The organism is Streptomyces sp. NBC_00388, from assembly GCF_036061255.1.
Taxonomy (GTDB): Bacteria; Actinomycetota; Actinomycetes; order Streptomycetales; family Streptomycetaceae; genus Streptomyces.
In genome coordinates, this window is record NZ_CP107948.1 from 2,316,291 (window position 1) to 2,334,720 (window position 18,430).

Sequence of the window (18,430 nt, forward strand, 5' to 3'; positions counted from 1 at the left end):
CTCCAGGCGGGCCGTTCGGCGTCCGCCCTTGCCTGGAGCCCATGATGCCCACCGGGTCCGCCCCTGAACCACACATGCTGGCCGATTCAGCCGATCAAGCTCGCTGATAGGAGCGATGGGCCCTTCGGGAGGCGGCAGAAGCGAGATACCCGTCAGCGCGGTGCTACTCATCCACGCCCCGCGCACGCCGGTCCATGGCGCGCCATACGCGGTCGCGGGTGACCGGGAGTTCGGTGAAGCGGATGCCGGTCGCGTCCCGCAGGGCGTTCGCCAGCGCCGGGGCGACCGGGTTGAACGGGCTCTCGCTCATGGACTTCGCACCCAGCGGGCCGATCACGTCCTCGGTCTCCATGAAGTGCACCTCGGTACGCGGCACGTCCGCGTAGGCGGGCAGCCGGTACATACGGAAGGCGGGCGTGGTGACCTGGCCCCGGTCACCGATCCGTACGTTCTCGAAGAGCGTGGCGCCCAGTGCCTGGGCCACTCCCCCCTCGACCTGGCCCCGGCACTGCATCGGGTTCATCACCTTGCCCGCGTCCGCGGCGTGCACGCTGCGGAGGATGCGGATCTCGCCGCTGCCCGGGTCGACGGCGATCCGGAACCACTGGGCGTTGAAGGCGACCGAGCGGGGCGTGCCGCCGAAGTGCCCGTCCTCGGCGAGCTCCCGCCCGGCGGACTGTGCGGCGGCGTGGAGCTCCTTCAGCAGGATCCGGCGTTCGCCGCACTCGACGGCCTCCTCGACGAGCCGGCAGTCGGCCGCAGCGGCCCCGAGCTGGGTGGCGGCGAAGCGCAGCAGCGAGGACGCGAGCGCCTCCGACGCGCGAAGCGTCGCCTTGCCCGCCACCACGGTGCCGGTCGAACCGAAGGCGCCGGTGTCATGGCGCACCACGTCCGTGTCCGACTGCCGGATGGTGATCCGGCCGACGGTGGTGCCGAGCTCGCCGGCCGCGATCTGCCGGTGCACGGTGGTGGTGCCGTTGCCGAACTCGGCCGTCCCCACGGCGAGGTCGAAGGTGCCGTCGGCGAGCAGCGTGACGCGCGCGTCGGCGACATGCCCGCCGGGCGGTCCGGTGGCGATCATCGAGAGGGCCGAGCCTTCGCCGATGAGCCACCCTTCGGGCACGGAGGCGCCGGGCGCTGCCTGCGCGTCCTCCGCCCGCTCCCGCTCCTCCTTCTGTGCCGTGCGGACGATGCCGAGGCACTGGTCGAGCCCGTAGCTCGCGATGTGCAGGTCCTCCTCCTCACCGTCGGCGGTGATCATGGGCTCGCCCGCCTTGATGATGTTCCTGGCCTTCAGCACCAGCGGGTCCATGCCGAGCTGCCTGGCCAGCTCGTCGAGTACGGACTCCATCCCGAAGACGACCTGCCCGAGCCCGTACCCGCGGAAGGCGCCCGCGGGGACGGTGTGGGTGTAGACCGAGAAGCCGTCCGCCTTCTTGTTGGGGCAGCGGTACACCGACAGGGACTCGCCGCACGCGTGGAACATCACCGCGGGGCCGTGGTTCCCGTACGCCCCGGTGTTGGACAGCACCCGCAGCTGGAGGGCGGTGAGGGTGCCGTCGCGCCGCGCTCCGGCCTTGATACGGATACGGAACGGGTGCCGGGTGGTGGCCCCGTAGAACTGCTCGGCCCGTGTGTACTCCAGCTTGACCGGGCGGCGCGTCCGCATGGCGGCGAGCGCGACGATGTCCTCGACGATCATTTCCTGCTTGCCGCCGAATCCGCCGCCGACCCGCCCCGCGACCACCCGCACCTTCTCCAGGGGCAGTTCGAACAGGACGCACAGCGCGCGCCGGGTCAGGAACGGCGTCTGGGTGCTCGACCGTACGATCAGCCGCTGTCCGGCGGGCGGGGTGGGGATCCCCTCGCTGCGTCCGGCGTCCTCCGCCCCGTTGTCCGTACGGTCGGCGCCCTCGCCTCCCCCGGCGCTGCCGGCCCCCTCAGCTCCGCCGGGACGGCCCGCTCCGTCCGCGCCCCCGGTGGGGGCCACCCTGTCGACGCCCACGGCGGAGCCCCGGACGCCCACCCCCTCCTCCATGTCCTCGAACCAGGCGACCGCACCGTGCGTCTCCAGGCTGGCGTGCTGCACCCGCTGGGTCTGGAAGTCCTGCTCGTACACCACGTCCGCCTCGGCGAAGCCGGCCTCGACGTCGCCGATCTCGCCGTGCGTCTCTCCGACGACGTTGTTCTGCGGGCGGGAGATCCGGGCCCGCTTCGCGTCCTTGGCGTGTACGACCGGGGCCCCCGGGAGCATCGCCTCCTCGGGATCGAGCACGGCCGGCAGCACCTCGTAGGCGACCTCGATCCTGCGGCACCCCTCCTCGGCGGCCCCCTCGCTGTCGGCCACGACAGCGGCGACGCGCTGGCCGACATAGCGGACGGTGTCGTCGAGCAGCCGGGTGTCGTCCGGGTCCTCCTCGGGGTGCTCGTGGCGTGCCGTGGAGTACAGCCGCTCCGGAGCGTCGTAGTGGGTCAGGACGAGGTGCACGCCGGGCACCCGCAGCGCGGCCGAGGTGTCGATGGAGACGATCCGGGCGTGCGCGTGCGGGGAGCGCAGCAGCTTCATGTGCAGCAGCCCCGGCACATCGATGTCGAAGGTGTAGCGCGCGGTACCTGTGACCACCTGCGGTCCCGCCGGGGCAGGGAGGCTGCGGCCCACGGCCTTGCCCGCGCAGGGCGCCTCCGCGTGCTTGACCCCGCGGATGGAGTCCTCGATCGCGCGGTAGCCCGTGCAGCGGCAGAGATTCCCCTTGAGCGCCCTGGGCAGGTCGGTCAGCTGGTCCTCGTCCAGCGCCGCGGTGGTCATCAGGAATCCGGCGGTGCAGAAACCGCACTGGAAGCCCTGGGCGTCGAGGAACTTCTGCTGTACGGGGTGGAGTTCGCCGTCCTTCGCCAGCCCCTCCACCGTGGTGACCGACCGGCCCCCGGCCCGCACGGCGGGGTAGAGGCAGCTGTGCACGGGCTCCCCGTCCACGTGCACCGTGCATGCCCCGCAGTCCCCCGCGTCGCACCCCTTCTTGACTCCGAACCAGCCGCGGTCCCGCAGATAGGTCCGCAGACACTGCCCGGGACGGGGGTCCGCTTCGAACCGCTGCTCGTTCACTGTGATCTCGAAGGTCATCACACACCGCCCTCGGTGAGTTCGGAACGGATCTCCTCGGCGAGCCGCAGCGCCATGTGGCGGCGCCACTCGGGGAGTCCGTGGATGTCGTCGAACCAGTCGGCGTCCCGGACCGTCGCCAGGATCGCCGTCCGCAGTTCGCGGGGAGACGGCGGCAGCGGGAACCAGAACCGGAAGGGCCGTACGGTCGCGGCCGTGACCGTGATCGCCAGCGAACCGTCCACCGGGTCGAGCGCGCCGGTGACCAGCGCACCGGACCGGCCCAGCCCGTAGAGGGACGCCTGCCTGAACGCCGTGCGGGAGGCGAGCGCGCGGGCGGGCAGGGTGACCGAGCGCAGCAGCTCCCCCTGGCCCAGGTTCTTCACCCCGGCACCGATGATGAACTCCGTGACGGGCAGGCGGCGCAGGGAACCGTCCTGGGCGCGGAGCAGACAGACGCCGTCCAGCGCGGCGGTGAGCGAGATCATCGGTCCTGCGGGGAGCCCGTTGCAGAGGTTCCCGCCGATGGTCGCCATGTTCCAGATCTTGAAGGAGGCGAGGAACGCCCGGCAGCACTGCTCGACCAGCGGCGCGGCAGGGGCCGGCCAGGCCTTCCCGAAGCGGGAGAGCTGCGCGACGGTGCAGGTGGCCGCGATCTCCAGGCTGCCGTCGGGCAGCTCCTGCAGCGGCTCCCAGCCCATCCTGCTGAGATCGATCAGCCGCCGCAGCCGGGGCTGCGGCTCGGAGAAGAGGTAGGTGCCGCCGCCCAGCCAGTAGTCGCCGGGCCGCCAGGCCGGCCGGGTGCGCGCATCGCGCACCTCGGCCACCGTGTTGAGATCCATGTCTCCCCCTCGTCCTTCTCCGGGTTCGCCGAGCGCCGGGTTACCGCTGACCGGGGTTCCTGCTTCTGCGTGGCGGCTGCCCGGGTGCCGCTTGCCGGCTCCCGCTTCCCGGGCCGGCGGGGCTCCGTGCGCCGTGCGCCGCCGGAATGTCCTCCGTCAGTGAAGCAACGCGGCACGGCCCGGCACGACTGGTTTCAGCCACGGAAATCAGCCGTGCCCCGGGCCCGATGATTGGACGATCAACCAAGAGGCATTCCGGCATGGCTTCCTGGCATTTACGATGGCTTCACTCGCACTCGCCTCGTGAATGTGAGATGCCGGATCTCAGGTCGGGCGCCGCACAAGGAGCCAGAGCATGCACGTCGAACAACTTCTCCAGCTCGAATCGCTCGATCTGGCCCTGCTCTGGGGGGAACACCCGCTCCTCACCCGGGAGATCAGCGGTGTCACCGCCACGGATCTGGAGGACCCCGCGCGCTTCCTCCAGCAGGGCGAGATCGTGCTGAGCGGACTGGTCTGGTGGAGCCCCGACGACAGCCAGGCGAAGACGGACCACTTCGTATCGGCGCTCCGCTCGGCCGGGGCGACGGCGCTCCTCGCGGGCGAGGAGACGCACGGCAGCGTCCCCGCCGTCCTCGTCGACTCCTGCCGTGAGCACGGCGTCCCGCTGCTCGCCGTCCCGGCGCAGACCAGCTTCCGCGCCATCACCGAGGCGGTCTATCTGCGCCAGTGGGGCGACCTGAGCCGGCGCCCGGCGCACCACTACGCGCTGCCCGCGAACGTCCGGGTGGAGCTGGCCCGGCTGCTCGCCGACGGGGCCGGACCCGACGAGCTGCTGGACCGCGCCTTCGCCCATCTCGGCCGGCTGCCCTGCTACCTCCTGACGGCCGCGGGCCGCACCCTCGCCCGTACGCCGTCAGCCGCCGAGCTGCCCGTACAGCAGGCCGCGGCCGTTCTCAGGGACACCGTCCGGGACACGACCCGGGTCGCCCTGCGTATCGAGGCGGACTCCGGCCCCTACGACACCTGGTACCTCTATCTGCCCGACCCGGCGGAGGCGCCGCCGCGCGTGCTCCACGAGATCGCCGACATCATGGCCCAGTACCGCCATGCCCTCGACCGCCGCCGGGCGGCGGAGCGGCGGGCCGGCGACGAACTGCTGGCCCTCGTCGACTCCCCGGTGAGCGACGCGACGGCCCTGGACTCCGCGCTGGCCGCCTGCGGGATTCCGGCGCACGGCCACTACCGCGTGATCGTCGCCGCGCTGGGCGCCGCCGGCGCCCAGCAGAACGAGGGGGCGGGCGCGGCGGCGGCCCTGACCGAGGCGCTGAGCCACTCTCCGGCGGGGCCGTTCGCGGTGGGGCTGCGGCCCGGCGGGGCGGCGGTGGCCGTCCTGCACACCGGCAGGGACGAGGATTCCGGGCGTCCTGCGGTCGACCAGGCGTGGTCACTGCTGCACGCCTGCTCGCCGGAGACACCGCTGCACGCCGGCATCAGCGACAGCACACCGGCACCCAGTGGCCTCAACTCGGCTCTCGGGCAGGCGCGTTACGCTCTGGCCGCGGCCTCCACCACGGCGGCCGACGCCGACCGCGTCACCGCGGTCGACGACCTGACCTCACTGGACGCGCTGCTGGCGGGCATACCGACCGACGTACGGGCGGCTTTCAGCGCCAACACCCTCGGCCCCCTCTCCGACGGCTCCACCAGTTCGCACCGCGTGCTCCTGGAGACGCTGGAGGCCTTCCTCGCCCACAACTGCTCCTGGACCCGCACGGCCGAGGCCCTGCATCTGCACGTCAACACGGTGCACTACCGCATCCAGCGCGTGGAGGTCCTCACCGGCCGCGGACTCTCCAGCCTGGACGACAAGCTCGACCTGCACGCCGCGCTGAAGTGCCGCTGAGGGAGACCTGAGGCGCCCCGGGCCCGCGCGGGCCGGGGCGGCGTCGCCGGAGGGACCCGGGTCAGGGGGAAGGTCCGCCGACCGCCGGCGCCCCGGCCCGCTACTGCCTGTCGATATGCACATTCGTCGACTTCACACGCGCCGTCGCGGTCACCCCGACCACGATCCCCAGCTCGTCGACGGCCTCCCGGCTCACGAGGGAGACCAGCCGGTGCGGCCCGGACTGGATCTCCACCTGGGCGACCACGTCGTCGACGGTGACCCGGGTGACGATCCCGGCGAAGGAGTTCCGTACGGAGGTGTGGACCTCCCCCGGCACCGGATGCAGTCCCGCGGCCCGCCCCTTGGCGAAGGCCGCGAGGCTCACCCCGTCGATGACGCGGTTGCCCGCGCCGTCCCGGTCCATGGCGATCTGCCCCCCGTCGGCCCAGCGGCGGACGGTCTCAGGACTCACACCGAGCAGTCCCGCTGCCTGGCCAATGCTGTACGACGGCATCCCAGCACCCTAGAGCCTCACGTCCGGAACGTAACGAGCGGATCGCGGTACGCCGTTGCGGGCCACCGGAGGGTGCGCCCGGTGCGTCAGTCGCGGCCCGCGGCGAACGCCTGGCGCAGTGTGGCGGCGTAGCCCACGACCGCGACGAGCAGCAGCCCGCAGACACCCTGTTCGATCTTCATCCACGCGGGGAAGCCCCCCCCCGGCAGCGCGACGATGACGGCGATGACCGCGACCATGACGGCGGAGATCACCGTCAGACGCCGCCAGGCCCCCCGGGCGCCCCGCGCGGCACGGGCGGCGCGGGCGGCACGGGCGGCACGGGCGGCACGGGCGGCACGGGCGGCACGGGCGGCACGGGCGGCACGGGCGGCGAAGGCGTACAGCAGGACCGAGCTCACGGCCACGATCGATCCGCGGGTTCAGACGGCGGGGTTCACCGCCTGGTGGTCGTCGCGGAGCACCACGATGGCCACGCGACGCTACAGAGCCGCCGGGGTGGCCGGAGCCCCCGGCGGCATGCGCCGGTGCCGGGTCAGCTGCCCGGCTGCGGCTCGTCCTTGATGCCCGGAGCGCTGATCCGCGCGGTGAGGGCCAGCGTGTCGTCGGGGTGGAGGACGACAGTGAGCATGTCGCCCGCGATGGCTCCGGGAATCTCCGCTATGGGCTTCTCCAGGTGCCGCCCCGCGGAGGCGCGGAGCCGGGCCTCGCCCTCCAGCGGATCCCTCCGGCTCTCGGTGAGCCCATCGGTGTAGAGGACGAGCAGATCGCCCGGGTCGAGATGGGCGTGCAGGATGTGCTCGCTGCCGGGCAAGGGGTAACCGATGCCCCGACCGCGGGCTTCGAGGTACTCGGACGTGCCGTCGGGCCGTACGAGCAGGGCCGGCGGATGGCTGCCGTTCGCCAGCTGGAGTGCCCCCGTCGCGGGGTCGAGCCGGGCCAGGAGCACCGTGGCCATCAGCTCGCGGTCCAGCGGCATGAGGATCTCGTTGGTGCGCGCGATGATCGATTCGAGAGGGTGCCCCTCAAGGGCGAGCGTACGTACGGCATGGGTGACGTTCAGCGCGCTGCGGGTGCTGGTGATGCCGTGTCCGAGGGCGTCCACGACGGTGATGTGGACGGTGCCGTCGGGCAGGGCGAGCCAGTCGTAGAAGTCCCCGCCGGTGGGGGCGCCGGTGTCCGCCGGTTCGTAGTGGACGGCGAGTTCGAGGCCCTCGACCTGGATGGGCTGCGGGCGGAGCGCGTCCTCCAGCTCCTGGAGTATCCGTCCGTGGGCCCTGCGGAGCTGCTCGTCGCGCTCTTCGAGCTGCACGTAGAGGGCGAGGACACCGCTGTTGGTCTCGGCGAGCTCGTGCTTCAGCCGCCGGTGTTCGGCCTCGAAGGCATCCGCTCGGGCGAGAGCGGCACGCAGCTCCTCCTCCATGGCGTCGTGATCGGTCGCGTGCTGCGGCGCCGCGGCCGGCCGGGAGGAGGACCTCGCCGCCGGCACCCCTCCCGCTCCGGCGAGGGGGACGTGCCAGGTGGTGGCGCTGTCGGAGACCGCCTCGGCGGGCAGCGGCAGATCTCCGAGGGCGAGCGGGTCACGCGCCCGGGAGTGGCCGAGGGTGACGGCCAGCAGGACCGTCTCGTCGTCGGGGTCGCTTTCGTAGGAGCTGCCGAGGCTGATGGCGCTCCCGCCCTGGATCTCCTGCCCGGCGAGGAGCGTCACGGACAGCACCAGCCGGGCCCTCACCTCGACGGGGAGCTGGTGCGCCGCCGCCAGCCGGCGTACGGCACGGCGCAGCGGCGGCAGTGCTGTGTAGGTGTCAGACATGAGGGATTCCGGGGGCTTTGGCGACAACGGCGCAGGCGTCGTCGCGGATTCGCCGGTGGTCGTGCGCCAGGGCCACGGCCAGCAGGCCGGGCGGGAGACGCAGCAGGAAGGGGGAGGCGGCGTGCGTCCAGCGCTCGTCGATGCCGTCGGAGTGGAGCACGGCCGTGGCCCCGGGCCGCAGAGCGATGCGGTGCGTCCGCGGGGTGGGCAGGGTGAGACCGACGACGCCGGGCTGACCGCTCAGCCGGTGGTGGACGTCCTCGAAGGAGAGGACCGCGGCGCGGACGTTGCCGACACCGCAGTACTCGGCCTGCCCGGACCGCAGGCGCATGATGCCGACGGCCGCGCCGCGGGTGTGGCGCAGGGCACGGTGCATGCCCGTCAGGATATCGGGCAGCGGGCGGTCAGGGCCCCGGTGGAACACGCGCAGCGCCGCCTGCGCCGCCTCGGCCGCCGGGGAGCCGTGGCCGAGACCGTCGATGACGGCGACCGTACGGGCACCCGCCGTGTCGGCGCCCGCGCAGGCGTCTCCGCAGTCCTTTTCGGTCTCGACCGGCAGACAGAGGGAGCCGACACCCTGGCCGGTCCCCTCGGTGCCCGGTACGGAGAGCCGGGCACAGGCCAGCGTCCCGGTGTCGACCAGACTGCGGAAGGTGAAGTCCGTCGCTATCCGGCGGACCGCCCCCAGCCCCGCGCCCAGCGTGGCCGTCGTGGTGTAGCCGTCGGCGAGGGCCCGTTGCGGATCGAGGATGCCGGGCCCGGAGTCGGCGGCGAGGATCTCCAGGCCTCCGCCGACGAGCAGCGGCTGGAGGTAGAGCGTGCCGTCCCGCGCGTGTTTGTCGAGGTTGCTCGCGAGCTCGGAGGCGAGGACCGCGGCCTGCTCCGGCATGGCCCCGGGCAGCCCGCAGTCCTCGGCGAGCGAGCGGGCCGCCGAGGCGGCCAGCTCGACGGCGCTGTAGTGATCGATCCGGATCTGGACCGTCGGCGCCGAGAGGTTTGCCGTCATGGAGCCATCCACCGGGTGGCCGTCACGGTGGTGCCCTTGCCCGGCGCGGTGCGGACGTCGAAGTCGTGCATCAACCGCCGCGCCCCTCCCAGGCCGTGGCCCAGTCCGGCACCGGTGGTGTAGCCGTCCGTGAGCGCGCGCTCAAGGTCCCCGATACCGGGGCCGTCATCGCTGATGGTCAACCGCAGACCCCGCCGCCGGGACTGCTGGAGCTGCTCGACGGTGAGCGTGCCACCGCCGCCGTGAATGTAGGCGTTGCGGGCCAGTTCGCTGGCGGCCGTGACCACCCGCGTCTGGTCGACGATGCCGAACCCGACGGCCAGGGTGGCGGCGCGCACGGCGTGGCGCGTCGCCAGCAGATCCTCCTCCGTGCGTACCGGGAATGTGGACGGCCCGGTCCCGTCCTCCGCGAGGCGGTGGCGGGTTGCCGGGGCACTGGTGTGCTCAGCGGACAGCGTCACTGGCCGCCCCTTCGGGGAACTGCCGGTTCTGATGCCATCCGAGAGATGCCATGCCCTGTTCCGCGTTGAGGGCAGTCTCGACCCCGGACAGTTGAAGACCCAGCTCTACAAGAGTGATCGCCACAGGGGGTCGCATACCCGCCACGATCACGCGTGCACCCAGCAGCCTTGCCATGGTGGTCAGTTCCGTCAGCATGCGGGCGACGAAGGAGTCGATGAGTTCGAGCCGTGAGATGTCGATGAGGACACCCCGCGCCTCGTCCGCGGTGATGCGCGCGGTCAACTCGTCGGCGAAGGCCCGGGCGCTCCGGTCGTCCAGCTCGTTGAGCACCCCGGTGACCAGCACGTCCCCCAGCCGCAGGATCGGCACACCTGCTGTCGGCGTACTCATCGGCCCACATGCGCTTCGTTCGGCGACGACGGGTCCTCGGTGATCCTGATCGCCTCGGACAGGGCGTCGGCGAGCGTCGCCTTGGTGATGATGGTCGACAGGTCGATACCGAGCTGCGCGATCGTCATGGCGATGGGCGGGCGGATACCGCTGATGACACAGTCCGCACCCATGAGCCGCACCGCGTTGACGGTCTGCATCAGATGCTGCGCGACAGCGGTGTCGACCGTGGGGACGGCGGTGATGTCGATGATGGCGACGAGCGCCTCGTGGTCCTGGATCGCCTGCAGCAGGTTTTCCATGATCACTTGTGTACGGGCCGTGTCGAGCGTCCCTATCAGCGGAACGGCGAGCACGTGCCGCCACAGGCGCACCACGGGGGTGGAGAGCTCCATCAGCTGCCGGCTCTGCCGCCGGATGATCTCTTCCCGGCCCTCGACATAGGTCTCGAACGACACCGCGCCCGCGGCGTCCAGAAGCCGGTTGACCAGCACGGCGACCCCGTACAGGGTGCGGGAGTCCGCCACCGATTCCTGTACGGATTCCAGCAGCGCCTCCTTGAGCGCCAGCACCGCCAGGGACGTGGCCGTGGGCGAGGCGCCGCCCCGGGCCCTGCGCAGCGAGAACTCGGTCACCGCCTGGTTCAGCTCGGCGTCCCCGGCGACGGCGTGGCCCACAGGCAGCCCGCCGTCCACGCTGGAAGCGAGAGCGGCCACCAGGGCGTCAGCTTCTTCGCGCAGCTCCGCCTCGCCGATACCGCCGGTCTCGCTCTGCTGCAGCTGCAGCTGAACCCAGCGGTCGGCGACCTTGTCGCCGCGGTCGTGCAACGCGCTGCTCACATGCTGCCGCACTGCGCTTTCGCCCGTGCTCATCCAGATACCCTTCGCTTGCGAGGCCCCGCCCCACGAGGAGCAGGTCCCCCGTGCCGGCGGTCGGAGTGGCTGCCGCAGGCCAGGACTATTGTTGTCGTTCGACAAATGTTAGCGATCTCTGTCAACCCTACGTAGCCGGGCCGGACCACTCCACATCCGGGACGGGCCACCCCGTCCGGCACGCGGCGGGAAGGGGGCCGGAGTGCACGCTCTCACTGCGACGCGGGCCGGCGCACGCGGACGGCGCCGGAATCCGGCCGGCCGTGAGGTGTCCCACACCGGGCCCCGGGGCGCCGGTCAGGCCCGGCCGGAACGACCCTAAACCGGTTGCCGCCCGCCGTCCCGGTCCGATAGGAAACCTGCATGCTACGAGGCAGCAAGGTCGCGCTCAGGGCCCGGCACGAGGACGACGTCCCCGTACTGCAGGCCGAGCTCCACGACGACGTGGTCACCTCCTCCCGGGCCAGTGCCCGGCCGTGGCGGCCGGTCACACCCGGCTCGAAGGCCGCGCAGTTCGTGGTGGACGACGAGGAACACGGGCACGTCCCGTTCTCCGTGGTGGAGCTGGACGGCGGCGCACTGGCCGGCAGCGCGGTGCTGTGGGACATCGACACCCACAACCGGTCCGCGCACATCGGGCTGGGACTGCTGCCGCCCTCCCGCGGCAAGGGCTACGGCACCGACGTGGTCGCGGTGCTGTGCCACTACGGATTCGTCGTGCGGGGCCTGCAGCGGCTCCAGATCGAAACACTGTCGGACAACACCGCGATGCTGCGCTCGGCCGAGCGCAACGGCTTCGTCCGCGAGGGCGTGCTGCGCTCCTCGGCCTGGGTCATGGGCGAGTTCCTGGACGAAGTGCTGCTCGGCCTCCTCCGCCAGGACTGGAAGCCGGACCCGAGAGGCTGAGAACGGTACCGGTACCGGGGCGGTCGCCGGGAAGAGAGGCGAGCCTCCGCCGGTACGCGGCGCGGTGGTCCGGCAGGCCCGCCTGGATCCCGGGCCTGGATTGCGGGCGCCCCGGGGACCTCGTCCACAGGGCGCCCGGGGCGTCAGTTCCCCGTGGTCGGCACCTCGGGCGCGAGCGAGTTGCCCGCGGGGATCCGGCCGCAGTCCGACGGGGCCGTCTTGCCCGCGAACCTGTCATTGAGCCAGCCCAGTGCCGTGGGCGCCCACGGCACAGCGGCGCCGACATGGCTGAGCGCGTCGTACTGCTGGTACTTGATCGCCGTGTTGCCCTTGTCGCAGTACTGCCGGGCCAGCGCGCGCACGTCCCCCGCGACCATGACCCCGTCACCCCTCCCGATCCCGGGGAGGTTGCTGAGGGTGCCCTCCAGAACTCCCCCGCTGCCCTGCGCGATGAACCCGGGGGCGTCCGGGGTGGCGGCCGAGCCCAGGTTGAGCTTGTTCACCGCCTCGACGAAGGGAGGCACCGAATTCGGGTCGGCGTACTCCGGCTTCACCATCTTCTTCCACGTCAGTCCTGGGTACTGCCCCAGCGCGTTGATGATCGACCCGTGCTCCAGCTTCTTGAACACCTGCGCGCCGTAACTGTTCAGGTAGGGCGCGAAGTCGATGTCGTAGGAGCGCGCGGCCCCGATGACGGCCATGGGCGCGACACCCGCCCAGACCGAACTGCCGCCGATGTACTTGAGGTTGTGCGCCGGGTCGACGAGCAGCCCGCCTTCGGCGAAGCCCACCAGCCTCTTGTCGACGTCCGGCGCATAGCTCGGCGCGAGCGCGGCCGCCCAGTGGGTGGCGATGGCACCGCCCGAGTAACCGGCCAGGCCGACGCGGGTAGTGGAGTTCAGACCGGTCTCCGGGGACTGGCTCGCGGCCCGGATCGAGTCGAGCGTGTTCGTTCCGTACTCCGGGCCGGCCGCGAAGTCGGCGGTCTGCCCCTCGCTGTCCGGTATGACGACGTTGTAGCCCGCCAGCAGCAGCGGCACCAGGAGGAGGGACTCGCCGTTCGCGATCAGGCCGCCGAGGGAGACGTCACCCGCGATGGCCCGGGACGGTGAGTCCGCGGGGTTGAGCGAATCGTAGAACGACTGGTACGAGACGGCCTTGCCGCCGTCGCCGTTGGGGCTGCGTACGACCGAGGTCACCCCGGCGGACGGGCGGCCCTGGGCGTCGACCGTGCGGAACAGCAGCTGGGTCGCTTTGACCGGCGTCGGGATACCGAGGACGTGGTACTGCAGCGTCCGCGTCTTCAGGATGGCGCCCGGCGCGTACGAGGACAACGGCTTGCCGCCGTCGTAGGTGTAGAAGGAGTCGTCCGCCGCGACAGTCGACGACGCGGAAGGGGCGGCCACAGCCGTGGCAGCTGGAACAGCGGTGACGGTCAGAGCAGCGACAACTGCGGTTGCCAGCTTCCCAATGGCGATGCGGTGCATGGTTCCCTCGGATTCGTTTCATGGATCACGGGGATGACAGATGCCTGTTACCTAGCGGTAACAGCGCCGCAAGTTACCAGTTAGTATGAAACTTGAACAGAGTTGTGACAGGGCCTTCCGCACTCTGCGGGTGCCGGCGGTACCTCTCCGACAACCCCTTCATCGCGGACGGCCCCCGCACCGTCGGTCAACGGGGCGCCGGGGGCCCGGAGACCGGCAGAGCCGGCGGGCACGCGGCGGCCGGCTCCGCCGGAAGGGTTCAGGGCGCCGGATGGGACAGCTCGATGTCGAGGGCGCCGGAACCGGAGCCCGTCACGTGCAGAGCGGTGGCGACGGGCGGGTAGCCGCTGGCGATGACGGAGTACTCACCGGCGTCCAGATCGGCGAAGGCGTACGCACCGTCCGCGCCGGTCGTGGTCGAAGCGGCGACATTGCCCATCGCGTCGACCAGCGTGACGCGAGCGTCCGGCAGGGGACGCAGGCCCGCGCCGGAACGTATCGCGCCCTGGAGCCGGGCGCCCGTGGTGAGGGCGATCTCCACACGGCCGGGGCCGTCGTCGCCGACCGTGACGGGTACGGCGGCCGGCCGGTGCCCTGCCGCGTTCACGGCGACGGTGAACTCACCGGCGCGCAGTTCCCCGAAGGTGAACTCCCCGTCCGGGCCGGACTGTCCGGCGCAGAGCACCTCGCCGCGCGCGTCGGTCACGATCACCATGGCGGCGAGCGGCAGCCCGTCCGCGCCGATGACGGTCCCGCTCAGGCCTGACGCACCGGAGAGCGCGATGTCGTACGCGAGCGGCTCATCGCCGACGGCGAGGGTGGCCGCCTGCGGCTGGTGCCCGTCGGCTGCGGCGATCAGCACATAGGTGCCGGCGCCGGGCACGGCGAGCTCGTAGCCGCCGTCGGAACGGGCCTCCGTCCGGGCCAGTTGACGCCCCGTCAGCGAGATCAGGGTGACCGTGGGGCGGGAGGCGCCGGTGGAACTGCGGATGTGTCCGTGGATGCCCGGGCCGGCCTGGACGGGCGCCTGACCGGTCCGGCCTCCTCGCGCTTCGCGGGCTGCTTCCTGGACGGGCGCGGGCGACGGTTCCGGAACCGGGGCAGGGGCAGCCGGCCGCGGACGGCGGAAACCGATCAGCGTGGCCGTGGCGATCATGGCCACCAGCATCCCGATCGCGCCGACGGTCATACAGACGTGGACGGCGTCGGTGAAGCTCGCGCCGATCGCACCGAGCGCGGGGCCGGTCGCCCGGGGAGAGAGCCCGAGGTGGCCCGCGGCGCCCACGCCGCCCTGCGCGAGGGCCTCGCTCACTCTCCGCTGATCGGCCACGGTCAGCCCCGAGTCCGCGAGGTGGCCGGGCAGCGCCGACGCGAGGCGGCTGGTGAGTACGGCGCCGAGGACCGCGGGGCCGAGGGCGCCGCCCAGCTGGCGCAGAGTGTTGTTGCCCGCGCCTGCCATGCCCGCCAGGTGATGCGGGACGCTGCCGACGGCGACCGCGCTGATCGGCGTCATCACGAAGCCCATGCCGAGGCCGAACAGGGCGAGCGGACCGGCCATCGCCCCGAACCCGGAACCGGTCTCCAGGCCGGTCAGCCAGAGCATGGCGCCGCCGACGCCGAGCAGGCCGGCGCACAGGAGCACACCGGGGGCGATCCTGCCCATCAGCCGGCCGACGAGCGGGCCGGTCAGGACGGAGACGCCGTTGAAGACCAGCATCCGCCAGGCGATGTCGAGGACGGAGAGCCGCTGGACGCTGCCGAAGAAGAGACTGAGGACGAAGACGGACCCGATCATCCCGAACATGACGACGGCGTTGACGACACCGGCCCCGGTGAAGGGGCGTACCGAGAACAGCTTCAGGGAGAGCATCGGCGAGGCGGAGCGCAGTTCGGCGACGACGAAGGCGATCAGGCCGAGCGCGGCGGCGGCGAACGCGACGAGGACCTTGGTCTGGCCCCAGCCGCCGGCCCCGCCCCCCGCGATCACGCCGTAGATCAGGCCCACGATGAAGACCACCGCGGCGATCTGGCCGGGGACGTCGATGGCGCGGCCGTGGGCCGAACGCGAGTCCTCCAGCATCCGCACGGCCACCAGGCCGGTGACGGCGGTGATGACGGCGGCCGGCAGGAAGATCCAGCGCCAGCCGGCGTGTTCCAGGATGACGCCGCTGATCACCGGGCCGAGAGCCATACCGATGCTCAGGGAGGCGGCCCAGGCGGCGATGGCCTTGGCGCGGGCCCGGAAGTCCGGGTAGGCGTGGCTGATCAGGGCGAGTGTGGAGGAGGCGAGAGCCGCGGCGCCCGCACCGGCGACGGCCTGGCCGGCCCAGACCTGCTCGACGCTGTGCGCGGTCAGGGAGATCACAGAGCCGGCGGCGAACAGCAGCATGCCCGCGAGATAGGCCTTCTTGCGGCCGTACAGGTCACCGATCAGGCCGAAGGTGAGGATCAGCGCGGCCATCGGCAGGATGAACGCGTCGGAGACCCATTGCAGGTCGGACGTGGAGGCACCGAGCCCCTGCTGGATGCGCGACAGGGACACGGAGACGCTGCCGATGGGTACGTAGGCGGCGAACATCCCGAGACATGCCAGCACGGTGGTCAGCACCGGGCGGGCGACGGCACGGTGGGGGGTTGATATCGCGGACATGTGAGACGGACCTCCTGATCGAACGCGGAGGTCAAGTTATCAGTTGCCTGCCATAGTCTCAAATGCCTGAGATCACTGAGCGGGTGATGAGCAGCGCGGTGGACTCCCCCGCCGGAGCGCGGGTGCGCGCACCGGTGCCGCGGAGTGCCAGGAGTCCGCCCGGGGGCGGGGGAAGGGCCGGCGGCCCGGCCGGTCAGCGGCGGGCGGCGGCGGTCGTTCGCCGTGCGTGCGCCGGTCGCGGACGGTGGCAGCCGTCATGGATCCGGTCGCGTGACCCGGTGGCGGGGAGGGCCTCAGCGGACCTCGGGCGGGTCGGGCCACATGCGGGCGGCCGGGGAGTCGGGGCCGTCGAGAGCGATGGCGATCCGGCGCATGCCGAGCGTCAGACGGTCCAGCTCCTCGGCTCCGCCGACCACATCGGAGAGCCGTTCCACGACCGCTTCGACGAGCTGACGCCCCTCGGCCATGCCCCGCAGCCCGGCCTCGGTCGGCTCGACCAGCACGACCCGTTTGTGCACGGCGTGAGGATGCCGCTCGATCCATCCGATCCGGTCCAGATGGGCGAGCGCCGTCGTCACGCTCTGCGGTGTGATGCCCTGTCCCCGGGCCAGATCCGCCCCGGACAGCGGTCCCCACTCGTCGAGCGTCATCACGATCGCGAGCTGCGTCATCGTGACGTCCAGGGAACGCAGCCGCTCGTTCAGGACGCGGCGCACGGAGTTGTTCGCCCGCCACATCGAGTGGCTGAACGTCTGGTTCCACGACGTGCCGGAGGCGGTCCCCTCCGGGCGGCGGCTCGGCATCTTCAACTCCCTGCGGACAAACGGCCCCCATCGTATCGGCAGGGACCGCGGGCCGGGCGCGTCGCAGGAGCGCCGCACCGGACGGAAGCCCGAGTACACCGTACGAGAGCCTCCGCCCGGCGCGCCGAGAGCAGGCGCCGGACGCCGCGGGCCCGCCCTCCGGGCGCCGCGGGCCCGCGGATGCGCCCTAAGAGCTGTCCCGTAATCCCCGGCGGGCGCACGACGACAGCTACGGCGCCTCGCCGCGTTGTCGGAACGCCCGAATACATCCAGTATGCGAGCGCCCCTCCGCCTTGCGATGCACCGCATCTGACGCCCCGCGCAGATCCACCAGGGATTACGGGACAGCCCTTAGGAGCCGCTTCCCAGCGCGTCCTGCCACACCGCGTCCGGCGTCTTGTTCGTCCTCGCGATGCGGCGCAAGCGGTCGACCCGGCGGGCGGAGATCGCCTCGGGGTGCTGGCTGTCGACGGTGCCGAGCCGGACGTTGCTCCCTGCCAGCCAGCTCCTGACGGCTTCGGGGGCGGCCGTCCCGGTGAATTCGACGGTCATCGAACGCGCCGAGTCCGCCGCGTCGGTGTCGCGGACCAGCACGAGCTGCGCATCCTCGACATCCGGGCACTGCCGGGCGGAATCGACGATATCCGCGATGTTGACGTAATTGCCGAGAAGGCTGACGCCGTCGTCAGCACGTCCCAGGACCCGGAAAGCGTCGCCCCGCCCGCAGCGGCACTCCGCTGCCTCGATGCGGTCACCGAGGCGGTAACGGACGACAGGCACGGTCCATCCGTCGCCTGCCCGGGTCAGCAGCGCACCCGCTTCTTCCAGCTCGAAGATCTCGTCCGCGAGCAGATGCAGCGTCGTCTCGTCGCACCCCGGCCGGGTGGATCCCATCGCCCAGGTCTCGACCGAGCCGTAGATGCCCCACAACTGCGCCTCGGGAAAGGCCCGTCGGACCAGCTCCCGCTTGGACTCCGTCCATGCCTCACCCATCCAGATGATGGTCTTGACGGGCGGCTTCACACCGGTCTTGAGCACGGTCTCGGCGAAGTCGGCGAGAACGGACGGAACACTGGCCAGAGCGCTGACGCCGACGTCACGGAGCATCGGAAGCCGGAGTTCGAGCTCCTCGGCCGTCATCGGCCCCGAAGGGATCACCGTGGACTCGGTGCGCTCGGCGAGCTTCTGGACGAAATAGTGGGTGCCCCACATACGGCCCGCGTCGTAGAGGTTGAGCACGACATCGCCGGTGCCCAGCGGGCGCCAGACCGGCAGGAGCCGGTCGAAGGCCATGTGGTGGGGCAGGTAGGTCAGCTTCGGGGTGCCCGTGGTGCCGCCGCTGGACACGAGTACGCTTCCGTCACGCTCGGCCGCCGCCCTGGTCATCGCCGTTATCTCGGCAGGACCACAGATCTCCAGGTCGGAAAGCTCTTTCGCCCCGTCGGGGACTGCCTTCCCGCCGGACGAGGCGATCATCCGGGCGTGAGCGAGCAGGGTCTCCCGGTCGATGGTTCCGATCATGATTCTCCTGGCACATCGGTGAAGGGACACGGCCACGCGCGAAATACAATGTCGATTCATTCGCATAATTCGCACGCCGTGTGGCACTAGGTCAAATAAATCTTATGCAACCTGCGGCGGAGCGGTCCAATAATGATTTTTGATCGACCGATAACAATTCCTGCAAGTATCCGATG

The 18,430-nt window shown here is 71.6% G+C and carries 15 protein-coding genes; 2 read left to right on the forward strand and 13 right to left on the reverse strand.

What is annotated here, in order from left to right:
• Positions 1-163: 163 nt before the first annotated feature.
• Both OG917_RS10585 and OG917_RS10590 read right to left on the reverse strand, forming a co-directional pair.
• A complete protein-coding gene (locus tag OG917_RS10585; protein WP_328317317.1) occupies positions 164-3,121 on the reverse strand; it encodes a molybdopterin-dependent oxidoreductase in 2,958 nt (985 codons plus the stop codon).
• A complete protein-coding gene (locus OG917_RS10590; RefSeq protein ID WP_328317318.1) occupies positions 3,121-3,942 on the reverse strand; it encodes an FAD binding domain-containing protein in 822 nt (273 codons plus the stop codon). The genes OG917_RS10585 and OG917_RS10590 overlap by 1 nt, the downstream gene beginning before the upstream one ends.
• A 355-nt stretch (positions 3,943-4,297) precedes the next feature.
• Here OG917_RS10590 and OG917_RS10595 point away from each other — a divergent pair, with 355 nt between their 5' ends.
• Positions 4,298-5,848, forward strand: coding sequence for a PucR family transcriptional regulator (locus OG917_RS10595; RefSeq protein ID WP_328317319.1), 1,551 nt, complete (start codon positions 4,298-4,300; stop codon positions 5,846-5,848).
• Positions 5,849-5,948: 100 nt separating this feature from the next.
• Here the strand turns inward: OG917_RS10595 and OG917_RS10600 are convergent, their stop codons facing one another.
• The 7 genes from OG917_RS10600 to OG917_RS10630 all read right to left on the reverse strand — a co-directional run bounded on the left by OG917_RS10600 (position 5,949) and on the right by OG917_RS10630 (position 10,887).
• Positions 5,949-6,344: a TOBE domain-containing protein gene (locus OG917_RS10600; RefSeq protein WP_328317320.1), complete on the reverse strand. Its 396-nt coding sequence runs from the start codon at positions 6,342-6,344 to the stop codon at positions 5,949-5,951.
• A gap of 86 nt (positions 6,345-6,430) precedes the next feature.
• Complete coding sequence (locus tag OG917_RS10605; RefSeq protein ID WP_328317321.1) at positions 6,431-6,751, reverse strand: hypothetical protein; 321 nt, start codon at positions 6,749-6,751, stop codon at positions 6,431-6,433.
• A 128-nt stretch (positions 6,752-6,879) separates the two neighbouring features.
• Complete coding sequence (locus OG917_RS10610) at positions 6,880-8,157, reverse strand: PP2C family protein-serine/threonine phosphatase (protein WP_328317322.1); 1,278 nt, start codon at positions 8,155-8,157, stop codon at positions 6,880-6,882.
• Positions 8,150-9,163: a SpoIIE family protein phosphatase gene (locus tag OG917_RS10615; RefSeq protein ID WP_328317323.1), complete on the reverse strand. Its 1,014-nt coding sequence runs from the start codon at positions 9,161-9,163 to the stop codon at positions 8,150-8,152. Before OG917_RS10615 ends, OG917_RS10610 begins: the two co-directional genes overlap by 8 nt.
• Positions 9,160-9,624, reverse strand: a complete 465-nt coding sequence (locus tag OG917_RS10620) for an ATP-binding protein (protein ID WP_443058936.1) — start codon at positions 9,622-9,624, stop codon at positions 9,160-9,162. Before OG917_RS10620 ends, OG917_RS10615 begins: the two co-directional genes overlap by 4 nt.
• Positions 9,608-10,015 carry an STAS domain-containing protein gene (locus tag OG917_RS10625; RefSeq protein WP_328317324.1) on the reverse strand — a complete coding sequence of 136 codons (408 nt, stop codon included), beginning with the start codon at positions 10,013-10,015 and terminating at the stop codon, positions 9,608-9,610. The genes OG917_RS10620 and OG917_RS10625 overlap by 17 nt, the downstream gene beginning before the upstream one ends.
• Positions 10,012-10,887, reverse strand: coding sequence for an STAS domain-containing protein (locus tag OG917_RS10630; protein WP_328317325.1), 876 nt, complete (start codon positions 10,885-10,887; stop codon positions 10,012-10,014). Before OG917_RS10630 ends, OG917_RS10625 begins: the two co-directional genes overlap by 4 nt.
• Before the next feature lie 363 nt (positions 10,888-11,250).
• On the opposite strand from OG917_RS10630, the gene OG917_RS10635 reads away from it, so the two are divergent.
• Positions 11,251-11,793: a GNAT family N-acetyltransferase gene (locus tag OG917_RS10635; protein ID WP_328317326.1), complete on the forward strand. Its 543-nt coding sequence runs from the start codon at positions 11,251-11,253 to the stop codon at positions 11,791-11,793.
• Positions 11,794-11,936: 143 nt separating this feature from the next.
• Here OG917_RS10635 and OG917_RS10640 read toward each other — a convergent pair whose 3' ends face one another.
• The 4 genes from OG917_RS10640 to OG917_RS10655 form a co-directional block, all read right to left on the reverse strand.
• Complete coding sequence (locus OG917_RS10640) at positions 11,937-13,280, reverse strand: lipase family protein (protein ID WP_328317327.1); 1,344 nt, start codon at positions 13,278-13,280, stop codon at positions 11,937-11,939.
• A gap of 259 nt (positions 13,281-13,539) precedes the next feature.
• The gene (locus tag OG917_RS10645; protein WP_328317328.1) at positions 13,540-15,930 is read right to left on the reverse strand and encodes an MFS transporter; all 2,391 of its coding nucleotides are present in this window, start codon (positions 15,928-15,930) and stop codon (positions 13,540-13,542) included.
• Between the two features lie 293 nt (positions 15,931-16,223).
• On the reverse strand, positions 16,224-16,733 hold the full coding sequence (locus tag OG917_RS10650; protein WP_328317329.1) for a MarR family winged helix-turn-helix transcriptional regulator: 510 nt from the start codon (positions 16,731-16,733) through the stop codon (positions 16,224-16,226).
• Positions 16,734-17,084: 351 nt separating this feature from the next.
• Positions 17,085-18,254, reverse strand: coding sequence for an AMP-binding protein (locus OG917_RS10655; protein WP_328317330.1), 1,170 nt, complete (start codon positions 18,252-18,254; stop codon positions 17,085-17,087).
• Positions 18,255-18,430 lie beyond the last annotated feature (176 nt).

What these genes read in the sequence shown, in the direction of transcription:
- OG917_RS10585 (WP_328317317.1), bottom strand. Translation starts at nt 3,121, where the DNA reads ATGACCTTCGAGATCACAGTGAACGAGCAGCGGTTCGAAGCGGACCCC.
- OG917_RS10590 (WP_328317318.1), bottom strand. Translation starts at nt 3,942, where the DNA reads ATGGATCTCAACACGGTGGCCGAGGTGCGCGATGCGCGCACCCGGCCG.
- OG917_RS10595 (WP_328317319.1), top strand. Translation starts at nt 4,298, where the DNA reads ATGCACGTCGAACAACTTCTCCAGCTCGAATCGCTCGATCTGGCCCTG.
- OG917_RS10600 (WP_328317320.1), bottom strand. Translation starts at nt 6,344, where the DNA reads ATGCCGTCGTACAGCATTGGCCAGGCAGCGGGACTGCTCGGTGTGAGT.
- OG917_RS10610 (WP_328317322.1), bottom strand. Translation starts at nt 8,157, where the DNA reads ATGTCTGACACCTACACAGCACTGCCGCCGCTGCGCCGTGCCGTACGC.
- OG917_RS10615 (WP_328317323.1), bottom strand. Translation starts at nt 9,163, where the DNA reads ATGACGGCAAACCTCTCGGCGCCGACGGTCCAGATCCGGATCGATCAC.
- OG917_RS10625 (WP_328317324.1), bottom strand. Translation starts at nt 10,015, where the DNA reads ATGAGTACGCCGACAGCAGGTGTGCCGATCCTGCGGCTGGGGGACGTG.
- OG917_RS10630 (WP_328317325.1), bottom strand. Translation starts at nt 10,887, where the DNA reads ATGAGCACGGGCGAAAGCGCAGTGCGGCAGCATGTGAGCAGCGCGTTG.
- OG917_RS10635 (WP_328317326.1), top strand. Translation starts at nt 11,251, where the DNA reads ATGCTACGAGGCAGCAAGGTCGCGCTCAGGGCCCGGCACGAGGACGAC.
- OG917_RS10640 (WP_328317327.1), bottom strand. Translation starts at nt 13,280, where the DNA reads ATGCACCGCATCGCCATTGGGAAGCTGGCAACCGCAGTTGTCGCTGCT.
- OG917_RS10645 (WP_328317328.1), bottom strand. Translation starts at nt 15,930, where the DNA reads ATGTCCGCGATATCAACCCCCCACCGTGCCGTCGCCCGCCCGGTGCTG.
- OG917_RS10650 (WP_328317329.1), bottom strand. Translation starts at nt 16,733, where the DNA reads ATGCCGAGCCGCCGCCCGGAGGGGACCGCCTCCGGCACGTCGTGGAAC.
- OG917_RS10655 (WP_328317330.1), bottom strand. Translation starts at nt 18,254, where the DNA reads ATGATCGGAACCATCGACCGGGAGACCCTGCTCGCTCACGCCCGGATG.